General features: G+C 70.9%; 16 protein-coding genes. 11 read left to right on the top strand and 5 right to left on the bottom strand.

What is annotated here, in order from left to right; translation table 11 throughout:
- Positions 1–395: 395 nt before the first annotated feature.
- The gene (locus VT50_RS06060) at positions 396–1667 is read right to left on the bottom strand and encodes a DUF7847 domain-containing protein (RefSeq protein WP_046088553.1); all 1272 of its coding nucleotides are present in this window, start codon (positions 1665–1667) and stop codon (positions 396–398) included.
- Positions 1668–1816: 149 nt separating this feature from the next.
- On the opposite strand from VT50_RS06060, the gene mtnA reads away from it, so the two are divergent.
- The 7 genes from mtnA (at position 1817) to VT50_RS06095 (ending at position 10873) form a co-directional block, all read left to right on the top strand.
- A complete protein-coding gene (gene mtnA / locus VT50_RS06065; RefSeq protein ID WP_046088554.1) occupies positions 1817–2974 on the top strand; it encodes an S-methyl-5-thioribose-1-phosphate isomerase in 1158 nt (385 codons plus the stop codon).
- Positions 2971–3648 (top strand): two-component system response regulator MtrA, encoded by a 678-nt coding sequence (mtrA, locus tag VT50_RS06070; protein ID WP_046088555.1) that lies wholly within the window; start codon positions 2971–2973, stop codon positions 3646–3648. The genes mtnA and mtrA overlap by 4 nt, the downstream gene beginning before the upstream one ends.
- A 64-nt stretch (positions 3649–3712) precedes the next feature.
- A complete protein-coding gene (gene mtrB / locus VT50_RS06075) occupies positions 3713–5707 on the top strand; it encodes an MtrAB system histidine kinase MtrB (protein ID WP_046088556.1) in 1995 nt (664 codons plus the stop codon).
- Positions 5697–7574, top strand: coding sequence for an LpqB family beta-propeller domain-containing protein (locus tag VT50_RS06080; protein ID WP_420822169.1), 1878 nt, complete (start codon positions 5697–5699; stop codon positions 7572–7574). Before mtrB ends, VT50_RS06080 begins: the two co-directional genes overlap by 11 nt.
- Before the next feature lie 257 nt (positions 7575–7831).
- Complete coding sequence (locus tag VT50_RS41280) at positions 7832–8875, top strand: phosphoribosyltransferase (RefSeq protein WP_078840869.1); 1044 nt, start codon at positions 7832–7834, stop codon at positions 8873–8875.
- A 315-nt stretch (positions 8876–9190) separates the two neighbouring features.
- Positions 9191–9880 carry a ribosome hibernation-promoting factor, HPF/YfiA family gene (gene hpf, locus VT50_RS06090; RefSeq protein WP_046088559.1) on the top strand — a complete coding sequence of 230 codons (690 nt, stop codon included), beginning with the start codon at positions 9191–9193 and terminating at the stop codon, positions 9878–9880.
- A 243-nt stretch (positions 9881–10123) separates the two neighbouring features.
- Positions 10124–10873 carry a response regulator gene (locus tag VT50_RS06095; protein WP_014061176.1) on the top strand — a complete coding sequence of 250 codons (750 nt, stop codon included), beginning with the start codon at positions 10124–10126 and terminating at the stop codon, positions 10871–10873.
- 68 nt (positions 10874–10941) lie between these two features.
- Here the strand turns inward: VT50_RS06095 and VT50_RS06100 are convergent, their stop codons facing one another.
- Positions 10942–12138, bottom strand: a complete 1197-nt coding sequence (locus tag VT50_RS06100; protein ID WP_078840868.1) for a winged helix-turn-helix domain-containing protein — start codon at positions 12136–12138, stop codon at positions 10942–10944.
- Between the two features lie 124 nt (positions 12139–12262).
- A complete protein-coding gene (locus VT50_RS06105) occupies positions 12263–12919 on the bottom strand; it encodes a GNAT family N-acetyltransferase (protein WP_046088560.1) in 657 nt (218 codons plus the stop codon).
- A 242-nt stretch (positions 12920–13161) separates the two neighbouring features.
- Between VT50_RS06105 and secA the strand changes: the two genes are divergently transcribed.
- Positions 13162–16017 carry a preprotein translocase subunit SecA gene (secA, locus tag VT50_RS06110; RefSeq protein ID WP_046088561.1) on the top strand — a complete coding sequence of 952 codons (2856 nt, stop codon included), beginning with the start codon at positions 13162–13164 and terminating at the stop codon, positions 16015–16017.
- Positions 16018–16200: 183 nt separating this feature from the next.
- Here the strand turns inward: secA and VT50_RS06115 are convergent, their stop codons facing one another.
- Positions 16201–16494, bottom strand: a complete 294-nt coding sequence (locus tag VT50_RS06115) for an Rv3235 family protein (RefSeq protein ID WP_240529058.1) — start codon at positions 16492–16494, stop codon at positions 16201–16203.
- A gap of 1135 nt (positions 16495–17629) precedes the next feature.
- Here VT50_RS06115 and VT50_RS06120 point away from each other — a divergent pair.
- Entirely contained in the window at positions 17630–18136 is a 507-nt protein-coding gene (locus VT50_RS06120) for a DUF6912 family protein (protein ID WP_046088562.1), read from the top strand.
- 35 nt (positions 18137–18171) lie between these two features.
- The gene (locus VT50_RS06125) at positions 18172–18840 is read left to right on the top strand and encodes an HAD family hydrolase (RefSeq protein ID WP_046088563.1); all 669 of its coding nucleotides are present in this window, start codon (positions 18172–18174) and stop codon (positions 18838–18840) included.
- Positions 18841–18895: 55 nt separating this feature from the next.
- Here VT50_RS06125 and VT50_RS06130 read toward each other — a convergent pair whose 3' ends face one another.
- Complete coding sequence (locus VT50_RS06130) at positions 18896–19462, bottom strand: DJ-1/PfpI family protein (RefSeq protein WP_046088581.1); 567 nt, start codon at positions 19460–19462, stop codon at positions 18896–18898.
- A 454-nt stretch (positions 19463–19916) separates the two neighbouring features.
- On the opposite strand from VT50_RS06130, the gene VT50_RS06135 reads away from it, so the two are divergent.
- The gene (locus VT50_RS06135; RefSeq protein WP_046088564.1) at positions 19917–24920 is read left to right on the top strand and encodes an NAD-glutamate dehydrogenase; all 5004 of its coding nucleotides are present in this window, start codon (positions 19917–19919) and stop codon (positions 24918–24920) included.
- The last annotated feature ends 71 nt before the right edge of the window (positions 24921–24991 follow it).

A 24991-nucleotide genomic window follows, 5' to 3' on the forward strand; every position in this document is an offset into this window, starting at 1 on the left:
AGCCTTTCAGCGCCGATGGTACTGCAGGGGGGACTCTGTGGGAGAGTAGGACGCCGCCGAACAATCTTTAGCCTCGGTCCCGAGTACTACGTACTCGGGACCGAGGCATTTTTGCGTTCCCACTCGATCGCATGTTCCACCGGATCGAGTGAAAAGGCATCAGTCCTCTGGCGCGGCGAGGTCGGTGTCACGCAGAGTAGTCAGTGACGGCCGGTCAGGCGGTCCGTTGACGGCAAGCCAAGAGGCCCAAGACGCAGCAGACGTATGCGCCGAGCGGGCCGATGGGGAGGTGATGGCTTGTGAGCATGATGAGCTGTGCGGTGAGGGGGCGTCGGGTGACGCCCCGTTCGCCCCGGCCTGTTGTGATGCCCTCGGTGCCAGCTGCTGTGGTGCCGTCAGTTCGAGGACGTGGAGCCGACGGTCGGCTGGTCCTCGCCATGACCTTCTGCCGAGTCCCCCGGCACCCCCGCGGCGCGGGCGAGCTCGAGGTCGAGGGCCTCGCGCCGGATGCGCTGGTCCATGTAGAGGAGGGCCGTCACACCCGCGCTGATCGGGAAGGTGATGGTCGAGCTGATCACTCCGCCGACGCCGACCACGATCAGGAAGGTCCAGCCGACGGAGACGGATTCGCCGGACAGCCAGTCCATGGCGTTGTCCCCGCCGATCACCATGGCGACCAGGCTCGTGGGGATCTCGATGATGGCGCCGACGATGAAGACCAGGACGACGGCGAGCAGTTGGACGCCGAAGACGCGGCCCCATGCGCCGCGCACCAGCTTGAAGGAGCGCCGCAGGGCCTTGATGATCCCCTGCTTCTCCAGCATGAGCGCGGGAGCGGCGAGGCTGAAGCGGACCCAGAGCCAGGCGGCGACGCATGCCGCGGCGAGTCCGCCCAGAGAGGCCAGTGCGGCACCCTCGCTCGGCACGCCCGCGGCGGCAAGCAGCAGACCCGGTGTCATACCTGCGGCGATGACGGCAGCGGCGATGGCGGGGATCAGCAGGAGCAGCCCGCACAGCTGGAGGAGGTGCGGCCGGGCACCGGCCCATGCCTCCCCGGCGGACACATTCCGGCCCAGCACCGCTCGTGCGGCGACCACGGTCAGCAGGGCGGTGGTGACGATCGTTCCGAGGACACCGAGCAGCATGGTGGCCCCGCTCTCTCCGAGCGAGTCGCCGACGGCGCGCAGCGCCTGGTCGACGGTGGCGTCCGGATCGTCGAGAACATTGCTCGCGTTCCCGCTGCCGTCGTTGAACCACAGTCCAGTGGCGGCTGTGATCAGGCCTTGGGTGACGATCGAGACGATCAGCGAGGTGCCGAGGACCGTGCGCCAGTGGGTGCGCATGATGGCCACCGCGCCGTCGAGGATCTCGCTGACGCCCAGTGGCCGCAGCGGAATGACACCCGGGCGGGGAGCGGGAGCGGTTGGCTGGCGTCGGCCGGCGCCCCATCCGCCGCCCGGTGCGGGAGCCGGTGGCACCGGCGGTGGCGTGCGGCGTCCCGTCGTGGCCCAGCGGCCGGGCGGGGGCTGGCGGCGGGCCCACTGTTCGCCCCATGCTCGCTGCTCCGGGGCGGGCTGGTCGGCGGGCTCGCCCTGCTGCTGAGCGCCGTGGTCCGGTTCGTCGGAAGGGGACGATCCGGGCGGGGCCCAGCCCGGAGAGTCATTCATCGTCGCTCCGTAGGTTGTTCGTTGTCCGGCCGCGGCGTCCGCGGCGGGCGGATGTCAGCCATCGTGCCACGGTGGCTTCCACCTCGTACCGGCCACTGGGGGCGGTCCGGCACTTCAATAGTCGGTGGCGCACAGGGCAAACTGGGCGGATGGCTGATCAGCATCCGGTGTCCCCGGAAGGCTCCATACCTCCCATTGCCCTGGCGCTGCGCTGGGAAGAGCCTCCGGAGGGGCCCGTACTGGTACTTCTCGACCAGACCCGGCTGCCCGCCGAAGAGGTCGATCTGGTGTGCACCGATGTGCCGGCGCTGGTGGAAGCGATCGGGTCCCTCGCCGTGCGCGGCGCCCCGCTGCTCGGCCTCGCCGGGGCGTATGGAATCGCGCTCGCCGCTGCTCGCGGCTTCGATGTGGACGAGGCCGCCGAATCGCTCGCCCATGCCCGTCCCACGGCCGCCAACCTCGCCCATGGCGTCCGCCGTGCCGTCGCCGCGTATCACGCCGCGCTCCGGGACGATGCGGACGAAGCCCAGGCCGCCGCGGCGGCCCTCGCCGAGGCCCGCGCTCTGCATCGGGAGGATGCCGAGGCCAGCGAGCGCATGGCGGCCCATGGTCAGGTGCTCCTCGAAGAGCTGCTGCCTGCCGGGGGTCATCGGATCCTCACCCACTGCAATACCGGTGCCCTGGTCTCCGGCGGTGAGGGGACCGCCCTCGCCGTGGTCAAGGCGGTGCACCGGGCGGGGCAGCTGCGGCGGCTCTGGGTGGACGAGACCCGGCCCCTGCTCCAGGGGGCGCGATTGACCGCGTACGAGGCGGCACGTGCCGGTATGGCGTTCACGCTGCTCACCGACAGTGCGGCGGGCTCGCTCTTCGCGGCCGGTGAGGTGGACGCGGTGCTGATCGGCGCGGATCGGATCGCCGCGGACGGCTCGGTGGCCAACAAGGTGGGCAGCTATCCGCTCGCGGTGCTGGCCCGCTACCACCACGTGCCGTTCGTGGTGGTAGCCCCGACCACCACGGTGGACCCGGCCACCCCCGACGGAGCCGCGATCGAAGTCGAACAGCGTCCTGGATATGAAGTGACAGACATCACAATTCCGCATGTTCCCATTGCCGGGCAGGAGGCGGGCACCGGAGTGCCGGTCGCTCCCCTGGGCACACAGGCCCACAATCCGGCCTTCGACGTCACACCACCGGAGTTGGTGACGGCGATTGTCACAGAGGAAGGCGTGATCTCTCCGGTCACCGCGGACGGTATCGCTGAGCTGTGGTCCAGGTCACGATCGGGTAATGGGATGATGTCGATATGAAGGGACGCGTCCTTGTCGTCGATGACGACACCGCACTGGCAGAGATGCTCGGCATCGTGCTGCGCGGCGAAGGCTTTGAACCGTCGTTTGTGTCGGACGGCGACAAGGCTCTTGCCGCCTTCCGTGAGACCAAGCCCGATCTTGTGCTGCTCGATCTGATGCTGCCCGGACGGGACGGCATCGAGGTCTGCAGGCTGATCCGGGCCGAGTCCGGGGTGCCGATCGTCATGCTCACGGCCAAGAGCGACACGGTCGACGTGGTGGTCGGGCTCGAGTCCGGGGCGGATGACTACATCGTCAAGCCGTTCAAGCCGAAGGAGCTGGTGGCCCGGATCCGGGCGCGGCTGAGGCGTTCCGAGGAACCGGCGCCCGAACAGCTGGCCATCGGCGATCTGCTGATCGACGTGGCGGGGCACTCGGTGAAGCGGGACGGCCAGTCGATAGCGCTGACGCCGCTGGAGTTCGATCTTCTGGTGGCGCTGGCCCGTAAGCCGTGGCAGGTGTTCACCCGTGAGGTGCTGCTGGAGCAGGTGTGGGGTTATCGGCATGCCGCCGACACCCGGCTGGTGAATGTGCATGTGCAGCGGCTGCGGTCGAAGGTCGAGAAGGACCCGGAGCGGCCGGAGATCGTGGTGACCGTGCGCGGTGTCGGCTACAAGGCCGGGCCCAGCTGAGATGACCGGTGGTACGGCGCCGCAGCCCGGTGGACCGGGCGGCGGAGCTCCGGAGGGTGCCCGGATGGGGCGGCCCGACCCGGCGGGTGAGATACCGCTGCTGCGCAGGTTGTGGAGCGGCGGGCATCTGCTGCCCGACGGGGCGTCCGGAGGGCCTGCCCACCCGGTGATCCGGCTGTTCGGCCGGTGGGCGCGCCGTCCGCTGCTGCCCGCTGCCCGGCTGTGGCGGCGGAACATCCAGCTGCGGGTGGTGGCCACCACGCTGCTGATGTCGCTCGGTGTGGTGCTGCTGCTGGGTCTGGTGGTCATCGGGCAGGTGCGCAACGGTCTGCTGGACGCCAAGCGCCATGCGGCGCAGGGCCAGGCCGTCGGCGGCTTCGAGGTGGCCGAGCAGATGGCCGACCGCAAGAGCGACAACCGTGGCCAGGACGGGGCCGGGGCCGGTGCTGGTGCCCAGGACTCCGGCGCCTGGCTGAACGCGCTGGTGGAGCAGCTCGCCAGTGGCGGCAAGGGCGCCTATTCGGTGATGGCGCTCAGCTCGGACTCCGGCGAGACGCCGTATGTGGCCAGCCGGGGGCCACGGGCCTCCGGGGATGTGCAGCCGGACAGTGTGCCCGCCGATCTGCGCCGTCGGGTGGACGAGGGCCGGACGGCGCCGTACGAGCGCTACGGGAAGATCGTGCACGCGGGCTCCGGGGGCTCCGAGCCCGCGCTGATCATCGGCAAGCGATTGGACGACAACAGGGGCGACGCCTACCAGCTGTACTACCTCTTCCCGTTCACCCAGGAGGAGAAGTCGCTGAGCCTGGTCAAGGGCACCCTGGCCACGGCCGGGGTGTTTGTGGTGGTGCTGCTCGGAGCCATCGCCTGGGTGGTGGTCCGGCAGGTCGTGACGCCCGTAAGGATGGCGGCGGGGATCTCCGAGCGGCTGGCGGCCGGGCTGCTCCAGGAGCGGATGAAGGTCACCGGGGAGGACGACATCGCCCGCCTGGGAGAGTCGTTCAACAAGATGGCGCAGAACCTCCAGCTCAAGATCCAGCAGTTGGAGGAGCTGTCCCGGATGCAGCGCCGCTTCGTCTCCGATGTCTCCCATGAGCTGCGCACCCCGCTGACGACCGTAAGGATGGCGGCGGACGTCATCCACGAGGCGCGTGAGGACTTCGATCCGATCACCGCGCGCTCCGCCGAGCTGCTGTGGGGCCAGGTCGACCGCTTCGAGTCGCTGCTCAGCGATCTGCTGGAGATCAGCCGGTTCGACGCGGGCGCGGCCGCGCTGGAGGCCGAGCCGATCGATCTGCGCGATGTGGTGCACCGGGTGGTGGACGGGGCCGAGCCGCTGGCCGAGGCCAAGGGCACCCGGATCCTGGTGCGGGGCGCCGAGGCACCGGTGATCGCCGAGGCTGACCCCCGTCGCGTCGAGCGGGTGCTGCGGAATCTGGTGGTCAACGCGGTGGAGCACGGTGAGGGCCGCGATGTGGTCGTACGGCTCGCGACGGCGGGCGGCGCGGTGGCCGTCGCGGTGCGGGACTTCGGCGTCGGGCTCAAGCCCGGCGAGGCGACGCGGGTGTTCAACCGCTTCTGGCGGGCCGATCCGGCCCGCGCGCGCACCACCGGCGGCACCGGCCTCGGCCTGTCGATCGCGGTGGAGGACGCGCGGCTACACGGCGGCTGGCTCCAGGCGTGGGGCGAGCCCGGCGGCGGTTCGCAGTTCCGGCTGACGCTGCCGCGCACCGCGGGCGATGTGCTGCGCGGCTCGCCGATCCCCCTGGAGCCCGAGGACTCCCGGCGCAACCGCCGTCCGAGTGAGACCGCGACCCCGCAGCCCGCGGCCGAGCGGCTGGCGGCGGTGCCTGCACAGCCGCGGTCCGCGCCGTCCGCCGACACCGGGGCGCCATCCGCCGATCCGACGGCCCTGCCGGGCAATGGGGCCCGGGTGGTGCGCGGCACCCCGGAGACGCCGTCCGACGGAGCGCGAGGCGGCCAGGAGCCGTCCGCCCGGCCGGTGCCATCGAGCGAGACGCCATTGAACGAAGGGGAGGGCCGCCCTCGTGGGCGCTGACCGTGCCGACCGTCGCCGTTTCCGTCGCCGTGTGCGCCGCCCGGGAGGCCCGGGTCTGAGCGCACCCGTGCTGCTGGCCTGTGGCGCCCTGCTGCTGTCCGGCTGCGCCTCGATGCCCGACAGCGGCGATGTGCGGCGGGTGGACTCCTCACCGCGTTCCGACGTCGACTCACAGGTGCGGGTGTACGGGGTGAGTCCGGGCAAGGGCGAGCAGCCCGCGGAGCTGGTCTCCGGCTTCCTGGAGGCCACGACGAGCGACGAGGAGAACTTCGGCACGGCGAAGGAGTACCTGACCAAGGGCGCGGTCAAGCGGTGGCAGCCGTTCGCGGCCACCACCGTGCTGGACCAGGCGCCCGATGTGCGGGTGGAGACGGACCCCGGCGACCGTGATGGCAACGGTAAGACGGTCGTGCTGTCGGGGAAGCGGATCGCCGTCGTGGACGAGACCCACGCCTACAAGCCCGATGAGCAGCCGTACGAGGAGCGCATCCACCTCACGCTGAGCGGTTCGGAGTGGCGGATCGACGGGCCGCCGCGCGGGCTGATCCTCGGCGAGTCCGACTTCCAGCGCATCTACCGGTCGGTCAACAAGTACTACTTCGCCGATCTCGGACCGGACGCCGAGGACTCGAAGGCCGGGGACAATGTGCTAGTGGCCGATCCGGTCTATGTGCGGCGCCGTATCGACCCGGTGACCGCGACCATCAGGGCACTGCTTGACGGCCCCACGGGGTGGCTGGAGCCGGTGGTCAACAGCTCCTTCCCGCGCGGTGCGGCGCTCGGCCGCCAGGACGAGCGGCTGTCGCTGGACGACTCGAACACGCTGAAGATCCGGCTGAACAACCGGGCCGCCCAGATCAGCGCGGCGCGCTGCGCCCGGATGGCGGCGCAGACGCTGTTCACGGTCCAGGATCTGGGCGAGGGGTCGGCCCAGGTCGGCGCGGTGCGGCTGGAGCGGCAGAACGGTTCCGAGCTGTGTGCGCTCTCCAGTGACGCGGCGCGTGCCTATGCCCCGGACGGGGTCGAGGGCCATCCGCGGCACCAGTATTTCGTGGACTCCGAGCACCGGATGGTCCGGCTGTCCGACGAGGAGGAACGGCCGCAGCCGGTTCCGGGGCCGTTCGGCGCCGATGACGCGGATCTGGGCTCGGTGGCGGTCTCCCGTGACGAGCGGGACGCGGCGGGGGTCACCGCCGACGGCTCGGCGCTGTATGTGACCGAGCTCGCGTCCGGCGGCGACCGCGGCAAGGCGCGGGTGCGCAGCCAGGGCGGCAGCGTGGAGCACGGTCTGACGGCACCGAGCTGGGACGGGCTGGGCGGTCTGTGGGTGGCCGACCGGGATCCGCAGCGGCCGAGGCTGCTGCGGCTGCGGGGCGGCACCGGACCGGCGGACGAGGTGCGGCTGCCGAAGCTGGACGGCGGCCGGATCACGGCGCTGCGGGTGTCCGCGGACGGCTCCAGGATCGCGATGCTGATCAAGCGGTCCGGCCACACCACGCTGCGGCTCGGCCGGATCGAGCGGCGGGGCACCGCGGACGCCCCGAAGCTGTCGGTGGAGGCGCTGCGGGCGGTCGCGCCGAAGCTGGAGGACGTGGACACCTTCTCCTGGGCCGGGGACAGCCGGTTGGTGGTCGCGGGCCGGGAGTCGGACGGGGTGCAGCAGCTCCAGTACGTGGAGTCGGACGGCTCCCCGGCGAACGTCCCGGAGGTGCCGGGGCCGAACGGGGTGCAGTCGATCGGCGCCTCGGAGGACCAGACCCGGCCGCTGATCGCCGAGACCAGGGAGAACGGCATTGTGCGGCTGCTGCCGAACACCGATTGGAAGACCGTGGACCAGGACGGCTCGGCTCCGGTCTACCCCGGTTAGGGGCGTCCGGGCGTCCGGGCGTTCGGGCGTTCGGGCGTTCGGGGCTCCGGGGGGCTGGGCGCCCGGGTGTCCGGGGGTGTGGTGGAGCCCCAGCTTTGGGAGGGCCGCGGTTCGCCTCGGCTGGGTCGGGCTGGTCAGACCGGGCCGGGGCGGCGGCTCTTAGGCCAGGGCACCGTTCGGGGTGGCCGGTTGTCCACATGTGCGTGGTTGTCCACAGGGGGTGGCGCGGTGACCTGACCACCGGGAGAGTGGTCCTCATGCGGGGCTGGTGGCAGGAGATCTCTGATCTGGTGCTGCCCGCCGACTGCGCCGGATGCGGTCGGCCGGGCGGCACGTTGTGTGAGCGTTGTCGTGGGGCGCTGCGGGGGACCGGGGCGCGCCGGGTGGAGCCGAGCCCGGTGCCGCCGGGGCTGCCGGTGGTCCACGCGGCGGTGGACTACGTGGACGAGGCGCGGGCCGTGCTGCTCGCGCACAAGGAGCGGGGAGCCCTCCGGCTGGCGCGGCCGCTGGGCGAGGCGCTGGCGAGAGCCGTGTGGGCGGCCTGCCCTGGCGGCGGGCCCGGCGCGGGGCCCCGGGGGCGGACGGCCCTGGGACCGGGCGGGGTAGGTGCGGCGAGACCGGGTACGAGACCGGGATCCGGAGCGGGGGCGCCCATGAGACAGGGTGCTGGAGCCGGGACGAGATCGGGAGCGCGTATGAGACCGGGTGCCGGATCCGGGGTGAGACCTGGTGCCGGAGCGGGAGCGCCCATGAGGCCGGGCGCGGCGGCCGGGGCGAGACCGGGCGGCCGAGAGGGGACGAGACCGGGTGCCGTCCCGGGTGCGAGACCTGGTGCCGGAGCGTGCGCGGGGCAGGGGATCAGACCGGGTACGAGGCTTGGTGCCGGGCCGGGGGTGAGCCCCCGCGGGGGTCCGCTTCTGCTGGTGCCGGTGCCGTCGGCCCGGCGCTCGGTGGGCGCTCGGGGGCATGACCCGGCCCGGCGGATCGCCCTCGCCGCGGCGGGTGTGCTGCGCGCCGGCGGGCACCCGGTGAGGGTCCCGGCCGTGCTGTGCCAGCGGCGCCGGGTGACCGATCAGTCGGGGCTGGACGCGCGGCAGCGGCGGGCGAATGTGACCGGGGCGCTGGGGACGGTCCCCGGCAGTGGACGGCTGCTCATGACGGGCCCGGTAGTGGTGGTGGACGATCTGATGACCACAGGGGCCTCGCTCGCGGAGGCGGCGCGGGCGGTGACGGCTGCCGGAGGGCTGGTCATCGGCGCTGCCGTGGTCGCCGCACCCCTGACGGCCACCAACCGGAACTGATGAAGAAGCCGCACCGTTGCAGGTGGTAAGCGTGGCAAAGCACCTGATCGGAGGTACGGGCCGGTAGGGGGTGCCGACTTCCGACCGGTCGAGCTATGTTCGGTTGTGAGGAATGGCGGGTGCTATGACTCATTCATCCGCTTGGCGTGTTTTGCCTGCAATCTGGTGAGGCTTGGAACAAACGGGATTGAGATCCTCCCGGTGGGAAGGAGGAGCTGAAAGCGCCAAGCCGGTGGCTCCGGAAGACGCCGGAGCCAAGTGCACAAGGGATGACGCTCCGATATTGACTGGAGCTACCCGGGAACGGAGTTCTGCGTGGACATCGTCGTCAAGGGCCGTAAAACTGAGGTGCCCGAGCGGTTCCGGAAGCACGTGGCCGAGAAGCTGAAGCTGGATAAGATCCAGAAGCTCGACGGCAAGGTGATCAGCCTCGACGTCGAGGTGTCCAAGGAGCACAACCCGCGGCAGTCCGACCGCGCCGACCGGGTGGAGATCACGCTCCGCTCGCGCGGCCCGGTGATCCGGGCGGAGGCCGCCGCTGCCGATCCGTACGCGGCGCTGGACCTTGCGGCCAGCAAGCTGGAAGCACGGATGCGCAAGCAGCACGACAAGCGCCATACGCGCCGTGGCAACGGTCGGATTCCGGCCAGCGACGTGGCCATCACCGTGCCCAACGCGGCGCGCATCAACGGGCATGGCGACATCGCCCCCCAGCGCACGGCGGAAACCGTCCCCACCACCCGGATGGGCCCCCTGGAAGTCCAGGGCGAAGGCCCCCTGGTGGTCCGGGAGAAGACCCATGCCGCGGCTCCCATGACGCTCGACCAGGCTCTCTATGAGATGGAGCTGGTCGGGCACGACTTCTATCTGTTCGTCGACTCCGACACCAATCGACCCAGTGTCGTCTACCGGCGGCATGGCTATGACTACGGGGTGATTCATCTTCAGCCGGAGGCGTTTGTCGGAGAGGCGGCCGGCGGCGCCGGTGGCGCACTCGGCGGCTGACCGAGAGATTCAGCCGAATCCAGCCTGACACGTAAGCCGAATCCAGCCTGACATGTAAGAGGTGCCCCGGAGCGCCCGTGCGCCCCCCGGGGCACCTCCGTGCGACCACGGCGGGACCATGACGCCGTCCGGGCATGAAATCATGGCCGGGCGGCCAACCGGTGTACCGAAAGCACCGGTTGACGCCAGACCGAGTGCACCCAAGGTGCGGACCGCAAGGGCCAGCCTTCAGGGGGAGGAACGATGGCGGACAGCTTCGGGCCCGTGTCCGACGCCGGTGAAGACCATGGCGTCGGTCCGGACGGGGGCGAGCCGCGCGGCGAACCGCGCAAGGAGCCGATTCGGGTCCTCGTCGTGGACGACCATGCGCTCTTCCGGCGTGGGCTGGAGATCGTCCTGGCCCAGGAGGAGGACATCCAGGTCGTCGGCGAGGCGGGGGACGGGGCCGAGGCCGTGGACAAGGCGGCGGACCTGCTGCCGGACATCGTCCTGATGGATGTGCGGATGCCCAAGCGCGGGGGGATCGAGGCCTGCACCGCCATCAAGGAGGTGGCACCCAGCGCCAAGATCATCATGCTGACGATCAGCGATGAGGAAGCCGATCTCTACGACGCGATCAAGGCGGGGGCCACGGGCTATCTGCTGAAGGAGATCTCGACCGACGAGGTCTCGACCGCGATCCGGGCGGTGGCGGACGGCCAGTCGCAGATCAGCCCGTCGATGGCGGCCAAGCTGCTGACCGAGTTCAAGTCGATGATCCAGCGCACCGACGAGCGGCGGCTGGTGCCCGCGCCCCGGCTCACCGACCGGGAGCTGGAGGTGCTCAAGCTGGTGGCGACCGGAATGAACAACCGGGATATCGCCAAGGAGCTGTTCATCAGCGAGAACACCGTGAAGAACCACGTGCGCAACATCCTGGAGAAGCTGCAGCTGCACTCCAGGATGGAGGCCGTGGTGTACGCGATGCGGGAGAAGATCCTCGAGATCAGGTAAGGGCTAGCCGGGGCCCGCGGCCCGGGCCCCGGGGCCGGGAGCCCCGGGGGAGCCCAGGCCGGGTCGGTTCAGGCGACCGCCGCCGAGACCGCCGCCGCGAGCGGTGCGGACAGCTCCGGGCGGTCCACGCGCTCGACCCGTACGGCGTCACAGCCCACCCACTCGGCAGCCTCCCGCAGCGCCTGCGCCATGGGGGCCACGGCCTTCGGCGACTCCAGGGACACCTGCCGGGCGACCAGGGTCGTCCCCTCCCGGCCCGGATCGACCCGGCCCAGCAGCCGCCCGCCCGACAGCAGCGGCATGGCGAAGTAGCCATAGATCCGCTTGGGCCTGGGCACATACGCCTCCAGCCGATGGCTGAAGCCGAAGATCCGCTCGGTGCGCGCCCGGTCCCATATCAGCGAGTCGAAGGGCGACAGCAGGGTGGTGCGGTGTCGGCCGCGCGGCGGGGTGGCCAGCGCCTCGGGGTCCGCCCAGGCCGGTTTGTCCCAGCCTTCGACCGCCACCGGCACCAGCCCCGAGTCCGCGATCACCGCCTCCACCTGCTCGCCCTTGAGCCGGTGGTAGTCGGCAATGTCCGCCCGCGTGCCCACGCCCAGGGACTGCCCGGCCAGCCGCACCAGCCGGCGCAGACACTCCAGGTCGTCCAGGTCGTCATGGAGCAGGGCGTCCGGCACGGCGCGCTCCGCCAGGTCGTACACCCGCCTCCAGCCGCGCCGCTCGACGCACACCACCTCGCCGAACATCAGCGCCCGCTCGACCGCGACCTTCGCCGCCGACCAGTCCCACCACGGCCCCCCGTTCTTGGCCCCGCCCAGCTCCGTGGCGGTCAGCGGGCCTTCCGTGCGCAGCTGCTTCACCACCGTCTCGTACACCCCGTCGGGCAGCTCGTGGTTCCAGTGCGGACGGACGCGGTAGGCGCGGCGCCGGAAGGCGAAGTGCGGCCACTCCTCGATCGGCAGCACACAGGCGGCATGCGACCAGTACTCGAAGGCGTGGGTGCCGGTCCAGTACGCCGACTCGACCGTCTTACGGCCGACCGCGCCCAGCCGTGCGTACGGAATCAGCTCATGGGAGCGGGCCAGCACCGAGATCGTGTCCAACTGCACCGCGCCCAGGTGACGCAACACGCCCCGCACCCCGCCACGCCGGTCGGGGGCGCCCAGCAGCCCCTGGGCGCGCAGTGCTATCCGCCGCGCCTCATCGGCGGAGAGGGTGGCCTCGGGCTTGCGGTCCACGGTGGACCCGGTGGCGGCGTTCGTCATGAGCGTCACCGTAGTAGCACCCACTGACAACGCGGCCCGCAGACGGCCAACGGCACCCTCAGGCGACCGACGCCGCCCCCAGCCGGACGTCCACTCCGCCCTCAGCCAGAGGTCCATGCCGTCCTCAGGCGGTCGCCCTCGCCGTGGATGCCCGGCCGGACGCCCCCGGCCCCTGGGGCGCGTTGGCCGCCTCCGACGCCTTGGCGGGCAGATACGGCGTCGTCGACGGCAGCCCCCAGTCGGAGGGCAGCAGCGCGCCCCGCCAGGCGTCCCGCCGGGTCCCCTGGTGGACGATCCGGGCGCGGTCCGTCCCCTCCATCCGGAAGCCCACGCCGAGGGCGACCGCCCGCGAGCCCTCGTTCCCGGCCTCGCTGCACCACTCCAGGCGCTCCACCCCGAGCCGGGTAAACGCCCAGTCGATCACGGCCCGTGCCGCCTCGCCCGTATAGCCGTGCCGCCGCCGCTCGCGCACCGTCCAGTAGCCCAGCTCGGCCTGGTGCTCGGGAGTGCGCAGATGGGCCAGCCGCACCAGGCCCATGGCGCCGACGAGGGCGCCGTCACCCTTGGTGAGCACCGCGAAGTCGTAGGTCACGTCGTCACGCCAGTTCTCGGGGCAGATCCGGCCGGTGAAGTCCGCCGCGTGCTCCCGTTCGTACGGGGAGGGCACGGTGGTCCATCGCTGGATGTCCGGATCCTGACAAGCGGCGAAGACCGCGTCCGCGTCGGAAGGGCGGAAGGGGCGCAGGACCAGACGCTCGGTGGTGAGGGTGACAGGCTCCATGCGACCCGAGTCTGCGCCGCCGTCGTCACCCACCGCGAGCGGTTTCGGTGAATTGGAGGGCACCTGTGGGGCCCCTCGGGCGTTGACACGGTGAGGTGACATCCGGTCCTCGTGGTGACGGACCTCCCGGCGTGCCGGGGTCTGTCTTACGATGGCCGTTGCGGCGGGGCCTGCGCCCCTTGACAATGCCGCGCCAGCGCACCCCGACCGTGCCAGGCCCGACCGGCAAGGAGCCAGCCTACGTGTCCGTCCTCAACAAGCTCATGCGTGCAGGCGAAGGAAAGATCCTGCGCAAGCTGCACCGCATCGCGGACCAGGTCAATTCCATCGAAGAGGACTTCCTGTCCCTCTCCGACGCCGAGCTGCGCGCCCTCACCGACGAGTACAAGCAGCGGTACGAGGACGGCGAGTCCCTCGACGACCTGATGCCCGAAGCGTTCGCCACGGTGCGCGAGGCGGCCAAGCGGGTGCTCGGCCAGCGCCACTACGACGTCCAGCTGATGGGCGGCGCGGCGCTGCACCTCGGGTACGTCTCCGAGATGAAGACCGGTGAGGGCAAGACCCTGGTCGGCACCCTCCCGGCGTATCTGAACGCGCTGTCGGGCAAGGGCGTCCACCTCATCACGGTCAATGACTACCTGGCCGAGCGCGACTCCGAGTGGATGGGCCGGGTGCACCAGTTCCTCGGCCTGGAGGTCGGCTGCATCCTCGCCAACATGACCCCGGCGCAGCGCCGCGAGCAGTACGCGTGCGACATCACCTACGGCACCAACAACGAGTTCGGCTTCGACTACCTGCGCGACAACATGGCGTGGTCGAAGGACGAGCTGGTGCAGCGCGGCCACAACTACGCGATCGTCGACGAGGTCGACTCGATCCTGGTGGACGAGGCCCGTACGCCGCTGATCATCTCCGGCCCTGCCGACCAGGCCACCAAGTGGTACGGCGACTTCGCCAAGCTGGTCACCCGGCTCACCCGGGGCCAGGCCGCCGAGCCGCAGAAGGGCCAGGAGGAGACCGGGGACTACGAGGTCGACGAGAAGAAGCGCACCGTCGGCATCCATGAGTCCGGGGTCACCAAGGTCGAGGACTGGCTGGGGATCGACAACCTCTACGAGTCGGTCAACACCCCGCTGGTCGGCTACCTCAACAACGCGATCAAGGCCAAGGAGCTCTTCAAGAACGACAAGGACTACGTCGTGATCGACGGCGAAGTCATGATCGTCGACGAGCACACCGGCCGTATCCTCGCGGGCCGCCGCTACAACGAGGGCATGCACCAGGCCATCGAGGCGAAGGAGGGGGTGGAGATCAAGGACGAGAACCAGACGCTCGCCACGATCACCCTCCAGAACTTCTTCCGCCTCTACGACAAGCTCTCCGGCATGACCGGTACGGCGATGACCGAGGCCGCCGAGTTCCACCAGATCTACAAGCTCGGTGTGGTCCCGATCCCGACCCACCGCCCGCTCGCCAGGCTCGACCAGTCCGACCTGATCTACCGCACCGAGGTCGCGAAGTTCGACGCGGTGGTCGAGGACATCGTCGAGAAGCACACGAAGGGCCAGCCGGTCCTGGTCGGCACGACCTCCGTGGAGAAGTCCGAATACCTCTCCCAGCAGCTCGCCAAGCGCGGGGTGCCGCATGAGGTGCTGAACGCCAAGCAGCACGACCGGGAGGCGACGATCGTCGCCCAGGCCGGCCGTAAGGGCGCCGTGACCGTCGCGACCAACATGGCGGGCCGCGGTACCGACATCAAGCTCGGCGGCAACCCCGATGACCTCGCCGAGGCCGAGCTTCGCCAGCGCGGGCTGGACCCGGTGGAGCACTCCGAGGAGTGGGCCGCCGCACTGCCCACCGCCCTGGAGAAGGCCGAGGCCGCGGTCAAGGCCGAGTTCGAGGAGGTCAAGGAGCTCGGCGGGCTGTATGTGCTGGGCACCGAGCGCCATGAGTCGCGCCGGATCGACAACCAGCTGCGCGGCCGCTCCGGCCGTCAGGGCGACCCCGGCGAGTCCCGCTTCTACCTCTCCCTCGGCGACGATCTGATGCGGCTGTTCAAGGCGCAGATGGTCGAGCGCGTCATGGCGATGGCGAACGTCCCGGACGACGTCCCGATCGAGAACAAGATGGTCACGCGGGCCATCGCGTCCGCCCAGTCGCAGGTCGAGCAGCAGAACTTCGAGACCCGTAAGAACGTCCTGAAGTACGACGAGGTCCTTAACCGGCAGCGTGAGGTCATCTACGGCGAGCGCCGCCGCGTCCTGGAGGGCGAGGACCTGCAGGACCAGGTCGGCCACTTCATGGACGACACCATCGAGGCCTATGTGCGGGCGGAGACGGTCGAGGGCTTCGCCGAGGAGTGGGACCTGGACCGGCTGTGGAGCGCCTTCAAGCAGCTCTACCCGGTCAGCGTGACCATCGAGGAGCTGGAGGAGGAGGCCGGGGACCGCGCCGGGATCACCGCCGAGTTCATCGAGGAGTCCATCAAGGACGACATCCACCAGCAGTACGAGGCGCGCGAGGAGCAGCTGGGCTCCGAGATCATGCGTGAGCTGGAGCGGCGGGTCGTGCTCTCCGTCCTGGACCGCAAGTGGCGCGAGCACCTTTACGAGATGGACTACCTCCAGGAGGGCATCGGGCTGCGCGCGATGGCCCAGAAGGACCCGCTGGTCGAGTACCAGCGCGAGGGATTCGACATGTTCCAGGCCATGATGGAGGGCATCAAGGAGGAGTCCGTCGGCTATCTGTTCAACCTGGAGGTCCAGGTCGAGCAGCAGGTCGAGGAGGTTCCGGTCCAGGCGGCGGCGGAGGCCGAGGAGCAGGTCGCCCTCGAGAAGGACGTGCAGGACGCGGTGCCGGCGGGCGTGCCGGCCGCGGGCCCCTCTGGCGCCCGCCCCGAGATCCGCGCCAAGGGGCTGGAGGCCCCGCAGCGGCCGGACCGGCTGCACTTCTCCGCGCCGACGGTGGACGGGGAGGGCGGCGTCGTCGAGGGCGACTTCCCCAACGGTGAGACGCCTCCGGCGCCCCGGTCTGAGGCGGACGGGCTGACGCGGGCGGAGCGGCGTAAGGCGCAGAAGGGGCGGCGCCGCAAGAAGTAGTCCATCGGTTGTGGTGGATGGGCCGGGGTGCCACGCGAGGGCGTGGCACCCCGGCCCGTTGCGTTGTGCCCTGCGGGGGGTGGTGTGGGGGCGCATGTGGATCTTTCCCCTCCCCGCCCCTACCCGATACCAGGGGCTCCGCCCCTGGACCCCGGAGTCCAGGGGCGAAACCGTACTTCGGCCCTAGGCGAGTGGGCCGAGGTCGATCGCGGCGCAGCGCCAGCGGGTGTCGGCGCCGAGCTCGAGCCGGAACGCGAGCGCTGTGAGCCGGTCTCCGGAGGCGATCCGGGCGAACGCCTCGATCACCCCGTGCCGGGGTTGGTACTCGCCACAGCGCCGCACCACGGGCGCTGTGGCCCGCTCTCCGGCGGGGCGCAGCGGGGCACGCGGGGCGAGCTCGACCAGCTGGTCGTACGCGGCCGGGAGGGCGTGCCCGAGGAGGGTGTGGACGGGGCGCTGACCGCTGAGGGTGAGCACCAGCCGGTTGGCGAACCAGTAGCGCGGCAGCCGGTCCCGCTCCCGCCACGCCGCGGCGGCCGCGGCTGACCGCGATACGGCCGCGGCGCGGTGCGCGGCCGTGCCGCGTAGCGGGGCCGTGGTGGGGGGTGCCGCGCTGTTTGGCGGGGTGCTGGGGCGTCGGGGGTCTTTGCGGCCCGGAGGGCCGCTTCGCCCACGCCGCCGTGCCCCCTCCCCGACCCGGGCCCCGGTCCCTGCCCTCGCCCCGGTCCCTGCCCTCGCCCCGGTCTCTGCCCGGGTTCGGGCTCCCGTCTCGGTCCTGGTCTTGGTGCCCGTCTGGGCTCCGGCTCCCGTCTCGGTCCTGGTCTTGGTGCCCGTCTGGGCTCCGGCTCCCGTCTCGGTCCTGGTCTTGGTGCCCGCCTGGGCTCCGGCTCCCGTCTCGGTCCCGGTCCTGGTGCCCGCCCCGGCTCCGGGCCCTGCCCCTGCCCCGGCTCCGGGCTCGGTCCCGGGCCTGGTCCCGGTTCGGGCTCCCGCTCCGGTCCCGGTCTCCGGCCCGTCCCCGACCGCCGTCCCGGTCCCCGTCCCCGCCCCGCTCCCGGTCTCCGGCCCGCGCGCTGTCCCGGCCCTTGGCCCGGTCCTGGCACCGCCCCAGGCCTCCGTCTCCGGCCCGGTCCCGCCCTCGGCTCGGGCACCTGGGCGCGGCCTTACCCCCGTCCCGGCACCTGGCTCCGGCCTTGCTCCTGCCCCGGCCCCTGGTTCCGGCCTTGCTTCGGTGTATGCCGTGGCTGTGGTCGTTGTGGGTTGGTTTGTTTCGTGGACGCTCTCTTTCATGCGCCTCGCCCCGTTCTGCGGTCTCTCCGGCTCGGTTGAATACCGGGCGGTAGCTTTCGTCGGAGAGTCTTCTATCGGCGGGTATTCGGGGTTCGCAATGCGCTTGGCGTGGGGGCGCCGTCGGGGGTGCGGTTCACCTATTCGGGGGGTGGGGCGGGTCATCGGGCCCGGTCATCGGCTCGAGTGCGGGTCGGTCTCGTCCTCGTACGGCAGCGGCGGTCCCGGTCCCCCGAAAGGGGACCGGCGGCCTTCGCGGAAGGGGCGGGCCCGGGGGGCGGACGATCGTATGCTGGATGCCTATTGGTCTCTGATGAAAGCGGCAGCCATGCGCGTCTACGTCCCCCTGACCCTCTCCGGTCTCGCCGAGGCGTACAAGGAGGGCCACCTGGGGCCGACGCCGTTGACCGCCTACGCGGTCACCCCGGCGCTCCGCGAGTGGTACGTGTCCGACGACATCGAGGAGCTGGAGTACGCGGCGCTGAGCCGGGCCGCGCAGGCGTCGCTGCGGCTGCTCGCCGTCGACCCCCGGGTGCCCCGCCGCCGGGTCGTGGTGGCCGTGGACGTGCCCGACGGGCAGGCGGTCGCCGATCCGGACCGGGGGCTCGACCAGTCCGCGCTGGGCGAGGTGCGGATCGAGGCCGCCATACCGCTCGCGAAGGCCGCCGCCGTGCACCTGGACGCCGACGACGCCGAGCAGGACGTCGCCGCGGCCGCCGACGCGCTCGGCGCTGCGGATCTCGGCGACGACGACGCGCAGTTCACCGTGGACGGCGCCGAGGACCATGAACTGCTGTGGTACGCCACCCAGGAGATCCCCAACCTGATCGAGTGATGCCCGCTGTCCGACCCTCCGGGTACGGTCGTGGAATGGGGAACAACCACGTGACGCACCTCGTCTGGGACTGGAACGGCACCCTGCTCCACGACATCGACGCCGTGATATCGGCGACGAACGCCTCGTTCCAGGAGATCGGACTGCCGCCGATCACCCTCGAGCGCTATCGCGACCTCTACTGCGTCCCGGTGCCCCGTTTCTACGAGCGGCTGATGGGGCGGCTGCCCACCGACGAGGAGTGGACGGTCATGGACGGGGTGTTCCACCGGCACTACTGGGCGCTGGCCGAGACCGCCGGGCTGGCGCTCGGCGCCCGGCAGCTGCTCACCGAGTGGCAGGAGGCGGGTCTCACCCAGTCCCTGTGCTCACTGGCCCCGCACGAGTATTTGCTCCCCCTGGTGCGGACGCATGGCATCGAGCGCCATTTCGTCCGCGTGGACGGCCGCACCGGGCAGAGCAACACCGGCAAGGCCGAGCAGATGATGCGCCATATCGCCGCGCTGGAGGGGATGCCGCCGCAGCGGATGGTGGTGATCGGGGACGCCCTGGACGACGCGGTGGCGGCGCGGCACGTGGGGGCGCGGGCCGTGCTTTACACGGGCGGTTCGCACAGCCGGGCCAGCCTGGAGGCGGCCGGGGTGCCGGTCGTGGACACGCTCGAGGAGGCCGTACGGGAGGCCGAGCGCATGGCCGACGAGTGAGCCGGGGCCGCACCGCCCTTGCCTCCCCCCGCTCGCTCGCCACGCCCCCGTCCCCTCACACCACCGGCGCCCTCGACCGCAGCGCCGCCAGGAACTCCCGCATCCACGCCGGATGGTCCGGCCACGCCCGTGACGAGATCAGCGTCCCGTCGACCACGACCTCCGCGTCCTGGTACTCCGCCCCCGCCGCCTGCATGTCCGGCTCCAGCGCCGGATACGCGGTGACCCGCCGCCCGCTCAGGCCGCCCACGGCCGCTGTCAGCAGCGGGCCGTGGCAGATCTGTGCCACCAGCTTGTCCGCGTCGAAGAACGCCTTGCAGATCTTGCGCAGCTCGGGGTCGTTCCGCAGATACTCCGGGGCCCGGCCGCCCGGGATCACCAGGGCGGTGTACTGCCCGGGGTCCACCTCGGAGAAGGCCAGGTCGGCGGGGATCGTGTAGCCCGGCTTCTCGGTGTAGGTGTCGAAGCCCTCCTCGAAGTCATGGACCACCAGGCGCAGCGTCTTGCGGCTCGGGGCCGCGATATGAACCTCGTACCCCTCCTCGCGCAGCCGCTGGTACGGGTAGAGCACCTCCAGCGATTCGGCCGCGTCGCCGGTCACCAGAAGGATCTTCGGAGCCATGCCGCCCACCTCCAGGTCCACGCCTACCACCGTGCTTACCACCGTCCAGATCACGGTGCATCCGCGCCCGCGCTGTGCCAAGAGGGCGTGAGCGGAGCATCATCGGCCCGTGCGCCGCCCCGGGTCGCTGTCCATTTCGTCAAACTTCAGGGCCCGGTTTTGTACACGAACGGCTCATGACGCCCCCCTGGGGTGGAGCGATAGCCTTACTGCGTGATCAGCGCGATAGTCCGTGAGGGCAACGAGGCCCTCGCTCCGCGCCCGGCGCCCCAGCGGCCCCGGGCCCGAGCCGCCGCTGACCCGTGGCGCGTGGGGTCTTGGTCACTTACGGCCCAGTACGCCCCGGCCATTTCCCGATCCGGCATACCGTCGTTCACGACCGGATTTTTCGCGTCGCGGCGTCATGCCAACCCCATCGATGTCACGCAACGGCGCGCGACAGGAGCCAGAGGACATGCAGACCAAGCTGGACGAAGCCAAGGCCGAGTTGCTCGAACGGGCCGCCCGGGTCGCTGAGAACAGCCCTGCCGGGGGGCAACCGGTGCAGGGCCCAGGACCGGAGACCCTGACCGCATACCTCCAGCACTACTACCTGCACACGCCTCCCGAGGACCTCGCCGGCCGTGACCCGGTCGATGTCTTCGGGGCGGCGCTCTCCCACTACCGGCTCGCCGGGATGCGTCCGCAGGGCACGGCGAACGTCCGGGTGCACACCCCGACCGTCGAGGAGCACGGCTGGACCTGCAGCCACTCCGTGGTCGAGGTGGTCACCGACGACATGCCGTTCCTGGTCGACTCGGTCACCAATGAGCTCACCCGCCAGGGCCGCGGCATCCATGTCGTGATCCACCCGCAGGTGATCGTGCGCCGCGACATCACCGGCAAGCTGATCGAGCTGCTGAACGTCTCCTCCGAGGGCCCGGTCAGGAAGAAGAAGCTTCCGCATGACGCGGTCGTGGAGTCCTGGATCCATGTCGAGACCGACCGCGAGACCGACCGCGGCGATCTGAAGCAGATCACCGCCGATCTGCTGCGCGTCCTGTCCGATGTCCGCGAGGCCGTCGAGGACTGGGAGAAGATGCGCGACTCCGCGCTGCGCCTCGCCGAGGGCCTGCCGGACGAGCCGAAGGCCGCCGAGGTCCGCGAGGAGGAGGTGGAGGAGGCCCGTGAGCTGCTGCGCTGGCTCGCGGACGACCACTTCACCTTCATCGGCTTCCGCGAGTACGAGCTGACCCAAATCCCCACCGAGGCCGGTGGCGAGGAGGACGCGCTGACCGCGGTGCCCGGCACCGGCCTCGGCATCCTCCGCTCCGACCCGCAGCACAAGGAGGCCGAGGAGGGCGCCCACGCGGGCCCCGGCACCCCGGTGTCCCAGGCCTTCAACCGGCTGCCGGCCGACGCCCGGGCCAAGGCGCGCGAGCGCAAGCTGCTGGTGCTGACCAAGGCGAACAGCCGCGCCACCGTCCACCGCCCCTCGTACCTCGACTACATCGGGGTGAAGAAGTTCGACGCCGAGGGCAATGTGATCGGCGAGCGCCGCTTCCTGGGGCTGTTCTCCTCCGCCGCGTACACCGAATCGGTGCGCCGGGTCCCGGTGATCCGCCGCAAGGTCGACGAGGTGCTCGCGGGCGCGGGCTTCGCGGCCAACAGCCACGACGGCCGTGACCTGCTGCAGATCCTGGAGACCTACCCGCGCGACGAGCTGTTCCAGACCCCGGTCGACCAGCTCCGCTCGATCGCCACCAGCGTGCTCTACCTCCAGGAGCGCCGCCGGCTGCGGATGTTCCTGCGCCAGGACGAGTACGGGCGCTACTACTCCGCGCTGGTCTACCTTCCGCGTGACCGCTTCACCACCGATGTGCGGCTGCGGCTGACCGACATCCTGCTGGAGGAGCTGAGCGGCCGTCCGCCGGTCGACTTCACCGCCCTGCACACCGAATCGGTCCTCTCCCGGCTGCACTTCGTGGTCCGCGTCCAGCCCGGTACCGAGCTGCCCGACCTCACCGACTCCGATGTGGAGCGCATCGAGGGCCGGCTGATCGAGGCCGCCCGCTCCTGGGCCGACGGCTTCACCGACGCGCTGATCTCCGAGGTCGGCGAGGAGCGCGCCGCCGAGCTGCTGCGCCGCTACCAGCACGCCTTCCCCGAGGGCTACAAGGCGGACCACACCCCGCGCGGCGCCGTCGCCGACCTCCAGCACCTGGAGCGGCTGAAGGACGGGGAGAAGGACTTCGCGCTCAGCCTCTACGAGCCGGTGGGCGCCGCCCACGCCGAGCGCCGCTTCAAGATCTACCGGGCCGGGGCCCAGATCTCGCTGTCCGCGGTGCTCCCGGTGCTCAACACCCTCGGTGTCGAGGTGGTGGACGAGCGCCCGTACGAGCTGCGCTGCTCGGACAAGACCACCGCCTGGATCTACGACTTCGGGCTGCGGCTGCCGCTGCGCGAGGGCGAGGCGCTGGCCGATGACGCCCGCGAGCGCTTCCAGAACGCGTTCGCGGCGGTGTGGACCGGCCAGGCCGAGAGCGACGACTTCAACCAGCTGGTGCTGGGCGCGGGGCTGGACTGGCGGCAGGCGATGGTGCTGCGGGCCTACGCCAAGTACCTGCGGCAGGCCGGGTCCACCTTCAGCCAGTCGTACATGGAGGACACCCTCCGTAACAATGTGCACACCACCCGGCTGCTGGTCTCCCTCTTCGAGGCGCGGATGTCGCCGGAGCGGCAGCGGGCGGGCCTCGAGCTCACCGACGCCCTGCTGGAGGAGCTGGACGCGGCGCTCGACCAGGTGGCCTCGCTGGACGAGGACCGCATCCTGCGCTCCTTCCTCACCCTGATCAAGGCCACCCTGCGGACGAACCACTTCCAGAGCGCCAGCGGTGGAAGCGACAAGAGGGGCCAGAAGAACGCCCACGACGCGCCGCACGACTATCTGTCGGTCAAGCTGGATCCGCAGGCCGTGCCGGACCTGCCCGCGCCCCGCCCGGCGTACGAGATCTGGGTCTACTCGCCGCGGGTCGAGGGCGTGCACCTGCGGTTCGGCAAGGTCGCGCGCGGTGGCCTGCGCTGGTCCGACCGCCGTGAGGACTTCCGCACCGAGATCCTGGGCCTGGTCAAGGCGCAGATGGTGAAGAACACGGTCATCGTGCCGGTGGGCGCCAAGGGCGGCTTCGTCGGCAAGCGGCTGCCGGATCCGTCCGTGGACCGCGACGCCTGGATGGCCGAGGGCATCGCCTGCTACAAGACCTTCATCTCCGGATTGCTCGACATCACCGACAACATGGTCGCCGGGCAGGTCGAGCCGCCGAAGGACGTGGTCCGCCACGACGGGGACGACACCTATCTCGTCGTCGCCGCCGACAAGGGCACCGCGACCTTCTCCGACATCGCCAACGACGTGGCGCAGGCGTACGGCTTCTGGCTCGGGGACGCCTTCGCCTCCGGCGGCTCGGCCGGTTATGACCACAAGGGCATGGGCATCACCGCCCGCGGCGCCTGGGAGTCGGTCAAGCGCCACTTCCGCGAGCTGGGCCACGACACCCAGACCGAGGACTTCACGGTCGTGGGCGTCGGCGACATGTCCGGTGACGTGTTCGGCAACGGGATGCTGCTGAGCGAGCACATCCGGCTGATCGCCGCCTTCGACCACCGGCACATCTTCCTGGACCCCAACCCGGACGCGGCCACCTCCTACGCCGAGCGCCGCCGCCTGTTCGAGCTGCCCCGCTCCTCGTGGGAGGACTACGACGCCGAGCTGCTGTCGGCGGGCGGCGGCATCCACCCCCGTACGGCCAAGGCCATCCCGATCACCCCCCAGGTGCGGGCCGCGCTCGGGATCGAGAAGCGGGTCGCCAAGATGACCCCGGCCGATCTGATGCAGACGATCCTCAAGGCCCCGGTGGACCTGCTGTGGAACGGCGGCATCGGCACCTACGTCAAGGCGTCCACCGAGTCGAACGCCGATGTCGGCGACAAGGCCAATGACGCGATCCGGGTGGACGGCCAGGATCTGCGGGTCAAGGTCGTCGGCGAGGGCGGCAATCTGGGCCTGACCCAGCTCGGCCGGATCGAGTTCGCCTCCAACGGCGGCCGGATCAACACCGACGCGATCGACAACAGCGCCGGTGTGGACACCTCCGACCATGAGGTGAACATCAAGATCCTGCTCAACGCCCTGGTCACCGAGGGCGATCTCACCCTCAAGCAGCGCAACAAGCTGCTCGCCGAGATGACCGACGAGGTCGGCGCGCTGGTGCTGCGCAACAACTACGCGCAGAACGTGGCGCTGGCCAACTCCGTCGTCCAGTCCTCCAGCCTGCTCCACGCCCACCTGCGGCTGATGCGCCGGCTGGGCCGTGAGGGGCGGCTGGACCGGGCGCTGGAGTTCCTGCCCACCGACCGCCAGATCCGCGAGCGGCTTTCCGCCGGGCGCGGTCTGACCCAGCCCGAGCTGGCCGTGCTGCTGGCCTACGTCAAGATCACGGTGGCCGATGAGCTGATCACCACCGGGCTGCCCGACGACCCGTACCTCCAGCGCCTGCTGCACGCGTACTTCCCGCAGGCGCTGCGGCAGCGGTTCCCCGAGCACATCGACGGCCACGCCCTGCGGCGCGAGATCATCACCACGGTGCTGGTCAACGACACCGTCAACACCGCCGGTACGACCTTCCTGCACCGGATGCGGGAGGAGACCGGGGCCTCCACCGAGGAGGTCGTGCGCGCCCAGACCGCGGCCCGTGCGATCTTCGAGCTGAACCAGGTGTGGGACGAGGTCGAGGCGCTGGACACGGTCGTCGACGCCGACATCCAGACCCGGATGCGGCTGCACTCGCGGCGGCTGGTCGAGCGCGGCACCCGCTGGCTGCTGAACAACCGGCCGCAGCCGCTGGCGCTGGCCGAGACGATCGACTTCTTCGGCGAGCGGGTCGCCGCGGTGCGGGCGCAGCTGCCCAAGCTGCTGCGCGGTTCCGATGTCGAGTGGTACCAGCGGATCTACGACGAGCTGACCGGGACGCAGGTCCCGGAGGACCTGGCCACCCGGGTCGCGGGCTTCTCCTCGGCCTTCCCGACGCTGGACATCGTGGCCATCGCGGACCGCACCGGCAAGGACCCGCTGGGGGTCGCCGAGGTCTACTACGACCTGGCCGACCGGCTGCGGATCAGCCAGCTGATGGACCGGATCATCGAGTTGCCGCGCGCGGACCGGTGGCAGTCCATGGCCCGGGTCTCCATCCGCGAGGACCTGTACGCGGCCCAGGCCGCGCTGACCGCCGATGTGCTGTCGGTGGGCAACGGCGGCTCCACGCCCGAGCAGCGCTTCAAGGCGTGGGAGCAGAAGAACGCCGCGATCCTGCAGCGGGCCCGCACCACGCTCGATGAGATCCAGTCGTCGGAGACCTTCGACCTGGCCAATCTGTCGGTCGCGATGCGGACGATGCGGACGCTGCTGCGCACCCACAGCTGACGCCCCCGCACCCCTGCGGCGCCCCCGGTGGACTCCCCGTCCGCCGGGGGCGTTCGTCACCCGCTTGGGCG

Origin of the sequence: Streptomyces antioxidans, from assembly GCF_000968685.2 — a bacterium.
Taxonomy (GTDB): domain Bacteria; phylum Actinomycetota; class Actinomycetes; order Streptomycetales; family Streptomycetaceae; genus Streptomyces; species Streptomyces antioxidans.